Annotated in this window: 17 protein-coding genes; 11 read left to right on the top strand and 6 right to left on the bottom strand. The window is 25.6% G+C overall.

Features of this window, described 5'->3' with window-relative positions; all coding sequences use genetic code 11:
- Nucleotides 1-109 precede the first annotated feature (109 nt).
- Together pepT and aroD are read left to right on the top strand one after the other, a co-directional pair.
- On the top strand, nucleotides 110-1,330 hold the full coding sequence (pepT, locus tag NG918_RS09680) for a peptidase T (RefSeq protein WP_252213527.1): 1,221 nt from the start codon (nucleotides 110-112) through the stop codon (nucleotides 1,328-1,330).
- A gap of 149 nt (nucleotides 1,331-1,479) precedes the next feature.
- Complete coding sequence (aroD, locus tag NG918_RS09675; RefSeq protein ID WP_252213528.1) at nucleotides 1,480-2,244, top strand: type I 3-dehydroquinate dehydratase; 765 nt, start codon at nucleotides 1,480-1,482, stop codon at nucleotides 2,242-2,244.
- A 174-nt stretch (nucleotides 2,245-2,418) separates the two neighbouring features.
- Here aroD and NG918_RS09670 read toward each other — a convergent pair whose 3' ends face one another.
- On the bottom strand, nucleotides 2,419-3,177 hold the full coding sequence (locus tag NG918_RS09670) for a DUF3298 and DUF4163 domain-containing protein (RefSeq protein ID WP_252213529.1): 759 nt from the start codon (nucleotides 3,175-3,177) through the stop codon (nucleotides 2,419-2,421).
- 345 nt (nucleotides 3,178-3,522) lie between these two features.
- On the opposite strand from NG918_RS09670, the gene NG918_RS09665 reads away from it, so the two are divergent.
- The gene (locus NG918_RS09665; protein WP_252225889.1) at nucleotides 3,523-5,280 is read left to right on the top strand and encodes a helicase-related protein; all 1,758 of its coding nucleotides are present in this window, start codon (nucleotides 3,523-3,525) and stop codon (nucleotides 5,278-5,280) included.
- Between the two features lie 186 nt (nucleotides 5,281-5,466).
- On the opposite strand, the gene NG918_RS09660 is transcribed toward NG918_RS09665, so the two are convergent.
- Together NG918_RS09660 and NG918_RS09655 are read right to left on the bottom strand one after the other, a co-directional pair.
- A complete protein-coding gene (locus NG918_RS09660) occupies nucleotides 5,467-6,012 on the bottom strand; it encodes a 50S ribosomal protein L25 (protein WP_252213530.1) in 546 nt (181 codons plus the stop codon).
- A 242-nt stretch (nucleotides 6,013-6,254) separates the two neighbouring features.
- A complete protein-coding gene (locus NG918_RS09655; RefSeq protein WP_252213531.1) occupies nucleotides 6,255-6,803 on the bottom strand; it encodes a 50S ribosomal protein L25 in 549 nt (182 codons plus the stop codon).
- A gap of 406 nt (nucleotides 6,804-7,209) precedes the next feature.
- Here NG918_RS09655 and NG918_RS09650 point away from each other — a divergent pair, with 406 nt between their 5' ends.
- The 4 genes from NG918_RS09650 (at nucleotide 7,210) to NG918_RS09635 (ending at nucleotide 11,154) form a co-directional block, all read left to right on the top strand.
- On the top strand, nucleotides 7,210-8,301 hold the full coding sequence (locus NG918_RS09650) for a ribose-phosphate pyrophosphokinase (protein WP_252213532.1): 1,092 nt from the start codon (nucleotides 7,210-7,212) through the stop codon (nucleotides 8,299-8,301).
- A 298-nt stretch (nucleotides 8,302-8,599) separates the two neighbouring features.
- Entirely contained in the window at nucleotides 8,600-9,097 is a 498-nt protein-coding gene (locus NG918_RS09645) for an RNA polymerase sigma factor (protein ID WP_252213533.1), read from the top strand.
- Nucleotides 9,081-10,067, top strand: coding sequence for a hypothetical protein (locus NG918_RS09640; RefSeq protein WP_252225886.1), 987 nt, complete (start codon nucleotides 9,081-9,083; stop codon nucleotides 10,065-10,067). Before NG918_RS09645 ends, NG918_RS09640 begins: the two co-directional genes overlap by 17 nt.
- Nucleotides 10,068-10,332: 265 nt before the next feature.
- Nucleotides 10,333-11,154 (top strand): rhomboid family intramembrane serine protease, encoded by an 822-nt coding sequence (locus NG918_RS09635; protein WP_252215361.1) that lies wholly within the window; start codon nucleotides 10,333-10,335, stop codon nucleotides 11,152-11,154.
- A 167-nt stretch (nucleotides 11,155-11,321) separates the two neighbouring features.
- Here the strand turns inward: NG918_RS09635 and NG918_RS09630 are convergent, their stop codons facing one another.
- Both NG918_RS09630 and NG918_RS09625 read right to left on the bottom strand, forming a co-directional pair.
- On the bottom strand, nucleotides 11,322-11,717 hold the full coding sequence (locus tag NG918_RS09630; protein WP_252215364.1) for a thioesterase family protein: 396 nt from the start codon (nucleotides 11,715-11,717) through the stop codon (nucleotides 11,322-11,324).
- 265 nt (nucleotides 11,718-11,982) lie between these two features.
- Nucleotides 11,983-12,249 (bottom strand): hypothetical protein, encoded by a 267-nt coding sequence (locus NG918_RS09625; RefSeq protein ID WP_252215366.1) that lies wholly within the window; start codon nucleotides 12,247-12,249, stop codon nucleotides 11,983-11,985.
- 364 nt (nucleotides 12,250-12,613) lie between these two features.
- Here NG918_RS09625 and NG918_RS09620 point away from each other — a divergent pair, with 364 nt between their 5' ends.
- A complete protein-coding gene (locus tag NG918_RS09620; protein WP_252215369.1) occupies nucleotides 12,614-12,988 on the top strand; it encodes a hypothetical protein in 375 nt (124 codons plus the stop codon).
- A 275-nt stretch (nucleotides 12,989-13,263) separates the two neighbouring features.
- The gene (locus tag NG918_RS09615; RefSeq protein ID WP_252225883.1) at nucleotides 13,264-14,265 is read left to right on the top strand and encodes a C40 family peptidase; all 1,002 of its coding nucleotides are present in this window, start codon (nucleotides 13,264-13,266) and stop codon (nucleotides 14,263-14,265) included.
- Between the two features lie 109 nt (nucleotides 14,266-14,374).
- On the opposite strand, the gene NG918_RS09610 is transcribed toward NG918_RS09615, so the two are convergent.
- Nucleotides 14,375-14,647 carry a hypothetical protein gene (locus NG918_RS09610; RefSeq protein WP_252215374.1) on the bottom strand — a complete coding sequence of 91 codons (273 nt, stop codon included), beginning with the start codon at nucleotides 14,645-14,647 and terminating at the stop codon, nucleotides 14,375-14,377.
- 400 nt (nucleotides 14,648-15,047) lie between these two features.
- Here NG918_RS09610 and NG918_RS09605 point away from each other — a divergent pair, with 400 nt between their 5' ends.
- Nucleotides 15,048-15,545, top strand: coding sequence for a flavodoxin family protein (locus NG918_RS09605; RefSeq protein WP_252225881.1), 498 nt, complete (start codon nucleotides 15,048-15,050; stop codon nucleotides 15,543-15,545).
- Between the two features lie 162 nt (nucleotides 15,546-15,707).
- Entirely contained in the window at nucleotides 15,708-16,448 is a 741-nt protein-coding gene (locus NG918_RS09600) for a M48 family metallopeptidase (RefSeq protein WP_252225879.1), read from the top strand.
- The last annotated feature ends 381 nt before the right edge of the window (nucleotides 16,449-16,829 follow it).

Raw genomic sequence — 16,829 nt, 5'->3', positions numbered from 1 at the left:
ATTGCATTTGGAAAGAGTGCATGGCTAAAAAAATCGACAGTTCTAAAGTCGCCTTGGCGATTTTGTTCTATAATGTTATAACTATATTATTAAGAGAGAAGGTAATTAAATGAAAGCTTATGAACGTTTATTAAACTATGCCAAGGTGTATACTACATCAGATGAAAATTCATTAACACATCCAACAACCAAGAGACAATTTGATTTAGCTAATTTACTTGTAGAAGAAATGAAGGCACTTGGTATTGAGAATGTTAGATGTGATGAGAATTGTTATGTTTACGGATTTATTCCAGCAACTAAAGGTTATGAAGACAAAAAGAGTATAGGACTTATAGCTCATATAGATACAGCACCAGCTGCATGTGGAGAAAATGTAAAACCACAAATAATTGAAAATTATGATGGAGGAGATATTATATTAAAAGGAAATAATAGCGTATTATCTCCCAAAAGATTTCCACATCTAAAAACTTTAAAAGGAAGAACTGTCATTACAACTGATGGAACAACACTTCTTGGAGCAGATGATAAAGCTGGTATTGCTGAAATACTTACTGCATGTGAAATTATAATGAATGACAATATACCTCATGGAAAGATCTGTGTAGGTTTTACACCTGATGAAGAAGTGGGTCAAGGTGCCGATCTTTTTGATGTTAAGAATTTTGGAGCAGATTTTGCTTACACAATTGATGGTGGAATAGAAGGCGAAATAGCGTATGAAAATTTTAATGCAGTAGGTGCAAAAATAGAAATAAGTGGAGTATCTGTTCATCCAGGAAGTGCTAAAAACACTATGATAAATGCTTTAAATGTAGCAATAGAATTTAATTCTATGTTACCGGCTTGTGAAAGACCTGAATACACAGAAGGGTATGAAGGATTTTATTATTTAGAAAAATTAAGTGGAAACACAGATAATGCTAGTATGGAATATATATTACGTGATCATGATGCAGAAAAAATTCAAGTTAAAAAGTCTATGATGAAATTAGTTGAAAAACTTCTTAATGAAAAGTATGGAGAAGGAACAGTTAAAGTAACATTAAAGGAGCAGTATAGAAATATGGTTGAACTAGTAAAACCTTGTTTCCATTTAATAGATAATGCAATAGAAGCTATGAAAGACTTAAATGTTACTCCAATTGTTGAACCAATTAGAGGTGGAACAGACGGTGCAAGATTAAGTTATATGGGACTTCCATGCCCCAACTTAGGAACTGGTGGATTTGCATATCATGGTGAATTTGAACATATAACAGTTGAAGGCATGGATATTTGTACAAATATAATAATAGAAATATTAAAAAGATACGCCGAGGAATAATTAAATTTTATTCTCTGGTTATGTTTAAATGAATGTTGATATATGCGTAAGCAAAGGTAGATGGAGTAATTAGAAGAACAAGGTGGCGTAGCTACTTTGTTCTTAATATGATACTTTAGAATAAAAGATAGGCATGGAGGAAATTGGGGATGGCAAAGGTTGTTGAAGTTAAGGGCATAAAAATAGGTGATGGTATACCTAAGATATGTGTTCCTATTATAGGCATAACAAGTAAAGAAATATTAGAAGAATCAAGAAGTTTAAAAGATTTAAATTTAGATATAGTTGAATGGCGTGTTGATTTTTATGAGTATGTTGATAATATAGAAAAAGTAAAAGATACTCTTTTAAAATTGACGAAAGCTTTAAATGGTATACCAATTCTTTTTACGTTTAGAAGTAAAAAAGAAGGAGGAGAAAAAGAAATTGCTATTGAATATTACATAAAATTAATTCATGAAATAATAAAAACTAAATTAGTAGATCTAGTTGATGTTGAATTATTTACAGGTGATGATTTTGTAAAAGAAATAGTAGAAGTTGCACATAATAATGAAGTTAAGGTTGTTATGTCAAATCATGATTTTTTAAAAACTCCATGTAAAGAAGAGATTGTATCTAGATTAGTTAAGATGATAGAATTAAATGCTGATTTACCTAAAATAGCAGTTATGCCTCAGGATAAAAATGATGTTTTAACTTTACTTTGTGCTACAAATGAAATTAAGCAAAAATATCCTGATAATGCAATAATAACTATGTCTATGAATGGCATTGGAGTTATAAGCAGATTAACTGGAGAAATTTTTGGATCTTGTTTAACTTTTGGTGCTTCAAAAAAAGCATCAGCTCCTGGTCAAATAGGAGTTCAAGAATTACATTCTGTACTTCAATTATTGCATAAAAGTATATAATTTAAAGGGAGCTGTTACTAGAACTGCTCCCTTTTGATATATAGAAAATTGTAGAATTTTAATATATATTTCTTATAAGGTCTATAGATTTCCAGAGCATGAACTTTCAATTTTTATTTGTAAAATGCTAACTAAAGCTTAGTGAAGTTACTTAATTTATTGTTTAAATTTTTTCTAATGATTTATAGAATTATGGTATAAATAGTTTTCACCAAATAAACTTAAAGAAATTTTGAATTCTGGCATTCCACAGCAGTAAGGTGCAATTTCATATTGTTGATAATATATTATAAGATTATCTCCATCAATATAAAAATTTACATCATCATTGATTCCTTCAAAATTTATTGCAGATTCAAAATAATTTTCGGGATTAGTAGCAATTTGTTTTGATATTGAATCATTTATTATTTTTTTATAATCATATCCATTAGTAAACAAATTATTTAAAGACACTAAATCCTTTGTATTTTTATCAATTGTATATGAACTTCTTAATGTATTTCCATGAGCTCCTCCAGAATATCTATAGATATCCATATATAAGCTTATTAAAGAATCAGATTGGTTAGTTAGTTTATAATCTATATTTACTTCATATGGAAAAGCTACAAATTCTTTCCCAAACATATCAAAATCCTCTTTACTGTAAGCTCTCATTTCACTTAAAAGTAAATCAATATCATTATTAATTTTTTTGTTTAAAATGTTGATTTTTTCATTATTATCTTCAGCTTTAAAGTTAAATAATTTAATATTTTCTTTTAAGTATGCTGAGTCATTAGCTATAGTATTTTCTACTACTTGTATTTTTGAAGTATCATTAATAATAGTAGCAGCATTTGCCTTTTGTCCATAACCTAAAAATATACTGGTAGTCATTATTAGTGCCAAGCTAGCTAATATTATTTTACGTATATAATTTCTTTTCATAGTATCGTCTCCTTACTGTTTTTTATTTCTTTAATACTATATTAATTCAAAATTTACCAAACTTTGTTACAAATGACTTACAAAAGAATTTCAAATAGTTTGCTTTTATAATGATAAAGTTAATAAATCAAATGATATTTTGTATATGTATAAGTAAAGATGAATGGAGTAATAGTATTAACGAAAGAAAACATTTAATTGTGATATAATAAAAATAAGTTATGTTTTAAGTAAATTTTAGTACAAATCTAAATTAGAAATATGGGTTTCAAGTTAATAGTTTAATTAAAAAATTTTAAAAACACAGGGTAGATAAATTCTTGAGTATATTTTGGAGGTTTTTTAATGAAGAAAAATGCAGCGCAAAGAGAATTTAAGAAGTATAAAAGTCAAATAAATCAAATAGAGGAGATAGTAGAGCATTCAAAACCAGGAGCACTTATAGAACATGAAAGTTCAATAAGAAAAAAGTTAAGACATCTTAAGGAATTTGAGAATCAAGGGTTAAAGGGTTTCAATGAAGTATATGAAAAATATGAGGAGCTCTTAGAATATGTTTCTAAGAGAATGCTTGATTATTATAATAATAAAAATAATACAGATTTTGATTTTCATCAAGTTGTACGTGGAAATTATAACAACTTTTTAAATCAAGGTTTAATGACAGTATTAACTAAAATGCATATACCAAAATTAATAGCAAAAGAATTTGAAGAAAAATTTCCAACTAATCCAAAAGATGAATATATTCATACTAGATATATGAAAAGAAAATTTTATATTCATTTAGGTGATACTAATACTGGTAAAACTTATAATGCAATAGAACGCCTTAAAACTGCAAAGAATGGAGTTTATTTATCTCCACTTAGAATTCTTGCGTTAGAAAACTTTGAAAAGCTTAACAAAGAGGGCATAGTTTGTGACTTATTAACTGGAGAAGAAGAAATAATAAAGGTTGGAGCTACTCATGCTTCATGTACAATAGAAAAGGTTAATTTAAAAGAACATTATGATATAGCTGTAATTGATGAAATTCAAATGATTAGTGACACTCATAGGGGAATGGCATGGAGCAAATCTGTGCTTGGATTGCAATGTGATGAAATACATATATGTGGAGCAGCTAATGCGAAATATATATTAGAGAAAATGATAAATGATTGTAATGATGAATATGAAATAAAAGAGTATAAAAGATCTATTCCACTTGAAGTTGAGTATAAGAACTTTAACTATAATGACGTTAAAGATGGAGATGCTATTGTAGTTTTTTCTAAAAAGAGAGTATTAGAGATAGCAGAAGATTATTCAAGAGAAGGAATAAAAGCCAGTGTGATATATGGTGATTTACCACCAGAGGTTAGAAGAATGCAATATGAACAATTTGTAAATAAAGAGACAAGGGTTCTTGTAACTACTGATGCTATAGGAATGGGAGTTAATTTACCTATAAGAAGAATAATTTTTTTAAGTATAAGAAAATTTGATGGAGAAGAAGTAAGAGAATTAACTTCACAAGAAGTAAAACAAGTTGGTGGGAGAGCTGGAAGAATTGGTATTTATGATGTAGGATATATTGCAGGAGTAGGCGGTACAGCGGATTTTATTAAATCTAAATTAGAAGTTGAGGATAATATTATAAGAAAAGCTGTAATTGGTCCATCAGATGCAATACTTCAAATACAAAGCTTACCATTAAATGAAAAGTTAGCTCTTTGGAGTACTAGAGAAGAAAAATTAGATTATTATACTAAAATGGATATTAGTGAGTATATTTTAATTTTGGATAAAATAAAGAAATATAAATTAAAAGAAGAGGATGAATGGGATTTATTAAAAGTACCTTTTGATGTATCAAGAGATGAATTAATGGAGACGTTCTTAAATTATGTAGATGAATTATTTATTAACAAACAAGATGAATTATTCATTCCAGAATGCTACACAGGAAATTTAGATGACTTAGAAATATATTATCAAAAGATAAACATGTATTATTCATTTTCTAAAATATTTAATTTAAAGTTTGATGCTAAATGGGTTTATGATGAAAGAATGAAAATAAGTGAAGCTATAAATGAAATATTAGTAAAAATGTAAAATGAAGTTGTTTAAATACACTGTTAAAACCATAGCCTAAATTTAAAAGAAGATAATTCAAATAACGAATTATCTTCTTTTTAAAATAATTAATTAATTTTATTCTATAAAATAAGTAAGATACATATCTCTAGTGAAATATGTATTAATTGTTTTAACATAATATATTATTTTTTAGTGAAAAGATTAAAGGCAAGGATTTACAACAGCTAATAATGTCTTAGGATCAGTTGTTACCAATATGTCTTCTGGTACACTAATATCTTCAACAAATAGTTTATCCTCACAATTCATCTTAGCTACATTAACTTCAAGAAATTCAGGTATTTTTTCAACATTTCCTTGGAAGTCTATAAAAGGAGTAAATGTTTCTAATACTAATCTTTTGGTTTCTAAATTTTCTTGGCCAATATATTTGATTGGAATTCTCATTTTAATTTTTTCATTTGGTTTTACATATTGAAAACTTACATGCAAAATTTCTCTAGGGTTAAGTTTTTGTATCTCCTTAACTACACAATTTAACTTTTTATCATCTAAATTTAGAGTTATAATAGAACCACTATTATTATTTCTTATCATCCTATGAAGTTCAGCATTGCACATTTTTATAGAAATTGATTCTTCTAAGAATTCACCAAAAATTACTCCTGGAATTAGACCAGTTTTTCTAAGTTTATTTTTATTTTCTTTTGTATTTCTTTCGTATACCTTAAATGCTATATTTGGCATAATAATAACCTCTTTTCTAATTTTTATAATTTAAATAGTAGTTTTTATTAAGCTCACAAAAGATACGTTAAGGTGCATAAATCCATACAAAAATGAATTTGAACGCATAAGTAACTACATCAAGAGCTTAACATTAAAGCTCCACATATGCATCATCCTCCTTTTGTTTAGTAGTTCAAGTATAATAAATATATACTTTAAAGTCAAATATAGGAAATGAAAAGAGGCAATATAAATAGGAATTATTCAATAAAAGGAGTTATAACAGCTAATAATGTTTTAGGATCAGTCATTACTAACACATCATCTGGTACATTGATATCCTCAACAAATAATTTATCTTCACAATTCATTTTTGATACGTTAACTTCAAGGAATTCAGGAATTTTTTCAACATCTCCTTGGAAATCTATAAAAGGAGTAAATGTTTCCAACAACAATCTTTTTGTTTCTAAATTTTCTTGTCCAACATATTTAATAGGTATTCTCATCTTAATTTTTTCATTTGGTTTTACAGATTGAAAGCTAACATGCAAAATTTTGCTAGGACTAAGTTTTTGAATTTCTTTAACTACACAATTAATTTTTTTATCATTTAAATTTAAAGTTATAATAGAACCACTATTGTTATTTGTTATCATCTTATTAAATTCACCAGTAGGCATTTTTACAGGAATTGATTCTTTTAAGAATTCACCAAAGATTACACCTGGAATTAATCCTGTTCTTCTAAGACCCTTTTTATTTTCTTTTACACTTCTTTCATATACCTTAAATGATAGATTTGACATAATAAATCCCTCTTTTCTAATTTTTATAATTTATACATATCTTTTATTAAGCTCACAAAAAATAAGTTAAGCTAAAATAAAAGATATACAAAATGAATTTGAATGCATATTAATTACTATAGAGTTTAGTTAAATTCTATATATAAATGAATCTCTTTATTATTTAATATTTCAAATGTTGGGAAAATATACATTTAAATTAAAAAGAGTGAGATTAGATAGGAAGAAATAAAATATTTCTAATGATGTATATTATGCAGATTAATAAATATATAGTATAATAGATATATAATATTTTACTAAAATTATGATAACATATTTATATAAATGCATTTTTAGTATATACTGTTAATAGGTAATATATTTAAAAATAAAAGATAAATTATAAATAAAGGGAGAGAAACTAATGACTGAATTAAATCATGAACTTGGAATAATAGCATTAGAAAGCTGTAAAGAGTTAGGTAAGGCCATAGATGACTTTATAAGAACTACTAGAAAAGAAGAAGAGTCATTCTTAATACCAATTAATGAAATAAGATTTTCTAATGGTGAAGGAAAGGTTAAGATTTCTGAAACAGTGAGGGGAAAAGATATTTACATATTATGTGACGTTGGAAATTATAGTTGTACATATAAAATGTTTGGTTTCAAAAATCATAAAGGTCCTGATGAACATTTCCAAGACATAAAAAGAACAGTTTCAGCTATTAGAGGAAAAGCTGCTAGAATTACTGTAATAATGCCACTTCTTTATGAATCAAGACAACACAGACGTAAAGGTAGAGAATCTTTAGATTGTGCTTTAGCACTTCAAGAACTTGAAAGATTAGGTGTAGATGAAATACTTACATTTGATGTTCATGACCCTAATATTCAAAATGCTATTCCATTATTATCTTTTGAAAATATTTATCCAACTTATGATATAGTAAAATCAATTATATTAAATGAAAAATCATTAGAGCTTGATAAAGAAAGATTACTAGTAATAAGTCCGGATACTGGAGCAATGGATAGAGCTATTTACTATTCAAGTGTTTTAGGGGTTGATGTTGGATTATTCTATAAGAGAAGAGACCATACAACTATAGTCAATGGAAAAAATCCTATAGTACAACATGAATATATGGGAAGAGATGTTACTGGAAAAGATGTTTTAATTGTTGATGATATGATAGCATCTGGTGAATCTGTTCTTGATATTGCAAAAGAATTAAAAAGCAGAGGCGCTAGAAATGTATATGTAGCTGCCACATTTGCATTCTTTACTGAAGGTCTTAATAAGTTCAATAAAGCTTATGAAGAAGGATTGATAAAGAGAATTTACTCTACTAATTTAACGTATATACCACAATCATTAAAAGATGCTGAGTGGTTTACAAGTGCTGATATGTCAGAATTTGTATCTAGAGTGATAAACAGATTAAACCATGGAAAATCAATTGCTAAATATATGGATGCAACAAGAATAATACATACTTTATTAAATGAATAATATTTAAGGTATTAAACGGAATTTTATTTAATTAAAAATAAGCTATATTATTGTTTTTTCAATAATATAGCTTATTTTAGTATAATAAAGTATATTACATTAATATTAAAGTAAGAATTTTTAATTATTATCTTAATACTTTTAGAAAAGTAATTGGGTAGTATAGCTTGGATATTAAATTAATAATAAGAAAAAATATAGTATTAAAGATAATTATAGATAAATAAAAGAAAATTTCATATTAATGCAACATTTTATGTTACTTAATTGTTTTATAAGTGAAGGGGGAAGCTACCTTATGGGTAATTCACTATATATAGATGAACATATCTCACGAGATTTAGACAAATATGGGGATATGATATTAAGACTTGGATATTCATATATGAAAAATATACATGATGCTGAAGATGTATTACAAGAAGTTTTACTTAAACTAATTCAAGGTACAAATGAATTTGAAAATGAAGATCATAAAAAAGCATGGCTTATATGTGTGAGTAGAAATATTTGTAAAAATAAATTGAAATCTTCTTGGTTTAAAAAAAGAGAAGAGTTTCAAGAGCTTCCATACTATGATACTTATTTAAATCATGATGTTTTTGAGGCTGTTATGAAGTTACCTGCTAAATATAGAGAGGTTATACATTTATTTTATTATGAAGATTATTCTACAATTCAAATTTCAAATTTAATTAATAAAAAGGAATCTACAGTACGGTCATTATTGCATAGAGCCAGAAACATACTAAAAGACAAATTAAAGGAGGAATATGATTTTGAGCAAGAATTATAAAAAGACTATGGATAAAATTACTGTAGATGATGAAATGAAAAAAAGAATATTAAATAATATAGATTCTATAAATCAAGAAAATACAAAAGGCAAATTCAAAAAGAGAAGTTATAGAAGTTTAGGAACTTTAGCAGCAGCAGCGTGCTTTAGTATTATTGTATTTTCAGTTAATGTAAAAATGAGTTTAAATGATAAAATGAAAATATCATTAAATGACAAAAAAGAAATATCATTTAATCAGATAAAAGATAACAGTAATGAAAGCTCAAATGTAAATGGCATAGACGCAGATACATATGAAGATAATGAAAAGAAATTAGAGTTAGAGGATGAAACTTCATTAGAAAAAACTAAAGATAATTATAATAAAAATTCAGTAAGCAATAACTCAATAAGTAATAATGCAACTAATAAAAGTTCAAATAACACCAAAGAAGAAATTCCTAAAGAAAAAAACATTGAACAAAAAATAGAAACTAATATAAAAGAAAATTCTTTAAATAATTCAGAACCAATAATGCAAGCAGCATATGATAATAATTACACTGATAGTAATAAAATTAAATCAGTTGAGAATTATGAAAACTTAAATAGAAATTTTAAAAATTTAGATGAATTAAATTCAAACATAGATTTTTCTATCAAAACACCTCAAGAAGTTATAGAAAATAAAGATATAAAAAATATAAACCTTAAAGAAAATAATAATATATTAATAAGTTATGAAAATAGTAATGTGAAATTAGATCTTGAAGTGAAGAAAGAGCTTTCTAAAGAAGATAATACTTCTAATTTTAAATATGAAATAGAAAAGAGTTTAAATATAAATGATAAAATTGTTTCATTAAAAGGAAATGATGATGTTATTAACGCTGCAAAATGGAATGACAATGATTTGTCATATTCTATAAATTCAGATAAGGGAATAAGTGAAGAAAACACTATAAAAATTATTGAAAGTGTAAAATGAATATTTATTAAAATATAGACTAAACAAGTGTTGATATTTTAGTGTAAAGCTTGTGGACAGAGAAATTTATATAAAAATAAACTAAGATATATTATTTTTGTGAAAGAATATATTCCAGAATATTAATAATTTAAAGTATTGTATCTTAAGATACAATAGAAAAAAAAGCAGAGTTTGGGAAGGCTCTGCTTTTTGTTTTATTATGGAAAGCTTTATGGTAAAATTATAAGAAAGCAAATAGTATTTTTAGAAAGGAAGTTCACAAATGAAATGGCTTAATAAACTAGAAAGAAAGTTTGGTAAATATTATATACCTAATTTAATGTGGTTAGTTATTAGCTTAAGTGCTTTTGTGTATGCGGTAACATACATTATTTTAGGTAACTTTAGTTATGTAAATAAATTAGTTTTATCTCCACAAGCTATAATGAATGGTGAAATTTGGAGACTTATTACATTTGTATTAATACCGCCTTTAAGTGGAAGTATATTTATGGTAGCATTAGGTCTGTATTTTGATTATATTGTAGGCACCACATTAGAGAATGTATGGGGTGGATTTAAATTTAATGTTTATTTTTTTGTTGGAATGTTAAGTACTATAATAATATCATTTTTAACAGGAATTCCTGCAACAGGTGCAGCAGTTACATTATCAATTTTCTTAGCATTTGCAAAACTATTTCCTGAATATACTATATTATTATTTTTTATAATACCTGTAAAAATGAAATGGTTAGGGTATCTAGCATGGGCCAAAATAGTATTTGATATAGTTTCTTCATTAATTAATGGTGGAGGATTTATAGGTGTAATTGTATGTATAGTACCAATAATTAACTACTTGTTGTTCTTTGGAAAAAGTGATTATAAAGAAACAAGAGTTAGAAAAGGTTCTGTAATAAGAATGAGTGAATATAAAAAGTCAATAAAAGCAAATAAAAAACAATACAGACATAAATGTGCAGTATGTGGAATGACGGATAAAGATGATCCTAATATGTTGTTTAGATATTGTAGTAAATGTAAAGGTGATTATGCATATTGTGAAAAACATATATATGATCATGAGCATATTATAGAGTAAAAAAATTTGAGATGATTTTAGAGATCTTGTTAATATAATGCAATAACCTTTCTTATTACCATTTTTTGGACCCCAGGGGTAGAAAAGAGCCTAACAAATTGATTTTTGCAATCATTTTGTTAGGCTCTTTTTGGTTAAATAAGATTTTGGGAATATATAAAACAAAACTATGAATTTTTACGTTCAATTGCTTTGTTTATAAAGCTATCTTTTTTTATACATACACGCTCATGCTCACCAGTAGCAATTAAGCCTTTATTATCAAATGCCTTTAATGAAAAAGAATATTTACGACCGTCTACGGCTGTAAGTTCAGCTTCAGCAAAAACTTTAACACCTTCTGCAGTTGCTGCTAGATGATTTACTGTGATTTTTGTACCAACAGTAGTATAAATATCTTCTAAAAAAGTTTGAGCTAAATCAGCAGCAGCACCTTCCATTATAGCTGCAACCATTGGAGTAGCAAAAACTTCAACGCTTCCACTTCCAACATTAACTGCTAGTGTATCTTTTGTAACAATAAGTTCTCTTTTAGATATTTGTCCGATTTTTGGTTCGTTCATTATGTATTCATCCTTTCATTTAAAGTATAGTTAAATTATAGCATATTTAATACGATTACACCAGAGAATATGGAAGTTTTTGCACAATTGATTTTACATAAAAGATAGCTCAAAATGTGGAATATATTAAGTTAAAGTATAAATATTAAATAAATTCAGAGATTATTCAAAGATGAAAAAAGGAAGTCTCAGACTGTTTTAAGACAGTTTGAGACTTCAATAATAATTATTGTATAAAATTTATATTAATTGTAAAATATTCGTTTTAATAAAAAGTTCTTCTTGATGAAATTAATGTTATCTCAGTAGGATCTTCAACTGTATATTTATTATTATGATTATAAGAATAATACTTGTTACGATCATAAATAGCTTCTGAGTTATTATTAAATAAATTAGAAATACGATTCCATATTTTTGTTAAAATTTCTGATAAATCTAATGAATTTTCTAAACTTTTATTTTGAGAGATATTTTTAGTAGCATTAGCTACTAAGTGTAATTTAGATTTTTTTAGTGTTCCATAGTTCATAATAATCCCTCCGATTTTAAAAATATTTTATAATAATTTTTTTAGTTTAAAACCTTTTCTTAAGTATAATATAACTTATTTTTTTTATATTTACATCTTGATTAAATTAGCAGATTATTAAAAATTTTTAAAAAAAATGAGAATATATTTAAGAATACATTTAAAATTTAATTTATAATATTAAATTATTAATTTTGCATCGGATTTAATAAAAATAGTAAGATGTGAAAAATTTTCTATTCACATTATTAAAAACTTTTATTAATTTAAAAATTATGTCAAATATGTTTCATAATTTAGACTATTGAGTTATAATTTATTTATAAATAAAATACAAGAGATTAAATGTGGGGAGAATACAGCTATGAATATTATTGGATGTGTATTAATATTAAAAGATGATTTTAACAACATTTTAGTTTTAAAAAAGAAGGTTAAAAGAGGACAACAGGAAATATGGTCATTACTTAACACACCCTTAAAAGGAAAAAAAGATTGTGAAAGATCTTTAAGTAAAGCAGCAAATAAAATGTTAAAGACAGTACTTTTTCAACTTGAAGAATTTAAAGAATTCAGTATAAATGAAGAAGAAGCAGTAAAGGTATATACTGGAGTACTGAGAGAAAGATATGTTTTGGATAAAAGTTATGCTGATGCAGATTGGATAAGTAAAAATAATTTAGAAAAATATGAATTTGAAGAACTTGATAGAAGAATTTTAGAAGAATATTTTAAATAATGGCTCTGTTTTAGTAGCGTGTTGATATATGCATAAGCAAAGTGGGCGGAGTATTTGAACTTAGGAATGCTAAGATTTTGTAGAAAGTGGCTAATATAGCCACTTTTTTTAAAAATAATAAATTATTAATAAATTCGTAAAAAATAAGAACTTACTTTGATTTATAATAAAAGTAACCTTTTATACTAATAAAATTAAATTTACTCATATAGTTATTAAATGAAGGAGTGGAGATTAGGGTTTTATATTGTATAAAGTTATATAAGGAGAATATGATGAAAAAGAAGTTTACAACTATAATTATATCAGCAGTTATACTTTTAAATTCTGTAAGTAGTACTATACCAGTCCTTGCAGCTCCAAATAATTTAAGTATAAATGAAGTTATTCAAAACATACAAGAATATGATAGTAAAATTGAAACAAACATGGACAAGTTAAATAAATATAAAGAGCAAATTCTAGAAAAGGAAAATGAAATAAAAGCAAATGAAGAAGAACTAGAAATAGCTAAAAAGAATTTAGAAGAAAAGGATGAACTGTTATCTGAAAGGTTAAGAAATGTTCATATGAATGGTGGTTTTAAAGTGACACCATTAAAATATTTAGAAGCTTTATTTACTTCAGGAAATATAATGGATGCTGTAGGGAAAGTTGAAGTAATTTCTCAAATGTGTAAGAGTGATAAAAATCTTGTTAAAGAAGCTAAAAATGCTGAGCAAAATCTTAATGATATGCAAAAGAAAATAGAAAAAGAAAATGAAGAGTTACAAAAAAATAAAGAGGAAATAGAAAAATATATTGCAGATTTAGAAGACCAAAAGAAACAACTTATAGATTATGTACAAGAAAATAGTGATATATTAGTAGATAGTACAAGCAGTATAATACCAATAACATTACCATCTGACATGTCTGCTGAAGCAAAAGCTATAATTAATGAAGCTCAAAAGTATTTAGGAATTCCGTATTTATGGGGAGGAACAACTCCAGAAGGGTTCGATTGTTCAGGTCTTATGCAATATGTATTTAATACAAAAGGAATAGAGTTACCTAGAGTGTCGGAGGAACAACAAAGTTTTGCAAAACCTATTAGTTTATCAGAATTAAAACCAGGGGACTTGGTATTTAATAAATCATCAAATTCAACACATGTTGGAATGTATATAGGGGATGATAAGTTTCTTCATGCACCTCATACAGGAGATTTTATAAAGATAAGTACATTAAGTACATCTAATATGAAATATGCTGGAAGAGTACTAAAGGTAGATTAAGATTACATCTTAATAGAATGCCTATATAAACACATATTTAAAATGAAAGCAAAAATAAAAATGGGTGTAGTAAGCAATACTTACTATACCCATTTTTATAAATTTAATATTAGATTACCTTTTCTGATATAGAATTTAAATTATCCTTAGTTTCCGTACTGAATTCTGTTAAATTTGCTGTTTGATCGTAAATGGTATCAAGTTTTTTATTTATATTTGAAACATCAGATTGCAATTTAATTGCATCAATTTTAGTAGAAGAAACATCGGATTTTAATATATTAATATCAGATTGCAAAACATTAATATCAAATTTTATTGAATTTTGATTTTGCTCAATGGAATCAAGCTTAGATAATATAGTATTAAATATTTGCTCCATCAATAATACTCCTTTGTATAAAATAAATTACATATAGTTTTCTCATTCCTTAGAATAAAATACTAATCTTTCAAATTAGTTTATTCTTATAGTAATTTGTTGATATATTTAAAATAACCATTAAATTATATATTGTATTTAATAATATACTTTTTCTTAATATACTTTAGATTATACAACATATATAAGAAAATATATCTAGGTAAAATTTAGAAAATTATATATAAGTGTTGCATTAAGTCAAAGTCTAAATTTATGATATAATAGTATAAAGAATATGATATTATGAAAATTTAATTATCAAGAAACTGAGTAATTAATACATATTTCTAATATTAAATATAGTAGAAATTAAATATTAGTATCTTACTAAAATAAATGTGAAAAGCAGGGAGTATATATGAAAAATTTAGTAGTATTTTATTCATTAGAAGGAAGTACAAAGCTAATAGCAAATGCTATGGCTAGGAGATTGAATGCTGATATTTTAGAATTGATACCAGAGAAGAATTATTGTAATTCAGGATTTAAGAAGTTCTTTTGGGGAGGAAAAAGTGTATTATTTAAAGAAAAGCCAAAGCTAAAGAACATAGACATTGATATAGAAAAATACGAAAATATATTTATTGGTACACCTATATGGGTAGGAACATATGCACCGCCATTTAATACTTTTTTAGATACTTATAATATAAAAAACAAAAACATAGGATTATTCGCTTGCCATGGAGGCGGTGGAGCATCAAAATTCTTTAAGATTATAAAGAAGGAAATTCCAAATAATAATTTTATAGGAGAAATTGATTTCCTTGAACCAATTAAAAATAATAAAGAAGAAAATATAGAAAAGGCAATAAAATGGATAGATGAAATACTTGTGCAACGCTATTTAAAATGAATTGTTAAAAAGATATTAATATAGTAATTATATATTTTTTATTATTGCTAATAAAAAAATTTTATATTAATATACGAGGAACAAAAAGTCAGTAATTTAAAATTATTACTGACTTTTTAGTTATATTGATTAATAAAAACCTAAACTGTTGGAGGAGTTTGAATGAATTTTGAATACAAAGGTGAAATTATTGAGTTTCAGATTATAAGAAGAAAAAGAAAATCTATTTGTATAAAAATAGACATAAATGGAGAAGTACAAGTTGTAGCTCCTATAAGGACTTCAAAAGAATATATATTAAATTTTGTTAATTCAAAACATGACTGGATTATTGAAAAGAGGAGGGAATTAAAAACTGTTTTAAATAAGAAAGTGAAAAGAGAATTTATAAATGGTGGTACTTTTATGTATTTAGGAAAGGAATATCCTATTTGTTTGATTTTCAATGATAAAGTCAAGAAAATATCTATAGATTTTATCAATGAACACTCAACTACAAATATAGAAGGAATTTCAAAGTTTCTTATAAATACTAATACATATGAGAATGAAAAATTAAAAAAGGCTTTAGAAATTTGGTATAGAAGTAAGACTTTAGATATAGTTAAAGAGAGAATAAGAGTACACAAATTGGAGTTTAAAGATAAGATAACTAAAGTAACAATTAAAGAGCAAAAAAGAAGATATGCCAGTATAAATATAAAGAATGAAACTTACTTCAATTGGCGAATAAGCATGGCTCCACTTGAAGTAATTGATTATATTGTTGTACATGAAATGTGTCATATGGATTTTAGAAATCATTCAAAACAATTCTGGAACAGGGTAGAAGAAGTCATGCCAAATTATAAGAAGTGTCATAAATATTTAAAAGAAAATGGAATTAATATGACTATAGATTAATAAAATAAGTAATGCTTATTATAAAGATAAATAGTTTTCTATTAAACGTTACAGATAGATTATAAAAAGCTATGTTTTTTTAATATTTGTTGATATATGCAATAGGTAAAGTGGCATTGTAATTGTACTTTGAGAATACTTAATGAGTATTGTCATATTTACTGCTTGTCTTAATTTTATATTAGGAGCAAGCTAAAATAGGACTATAATCATTTTTAGTATTCATAAGTTCAATTACTCCGTCCACTTTAATTATGCATATATCAACACATTGTTAAAACAAAGCCTACAATTTAGAATTTAATATAGGAAAATAATAAGATTCATCAATTTTTAGTGATGAATCTTTTTTTTGTTTCCTTATAGTTTCCTTATAATTAG

This window comes from Clostridium sp. ZBS2 (assembly GCF_023845855.1).
Lineage (GTDB): Bacteria > Bacillota > Clostridia > Clostridiales > Clostridiaceae > Clostridium > Clostridium aquiflavi.
This window is presented reverse-complemented; position numbering and strand designations above follow the sequence as displayed.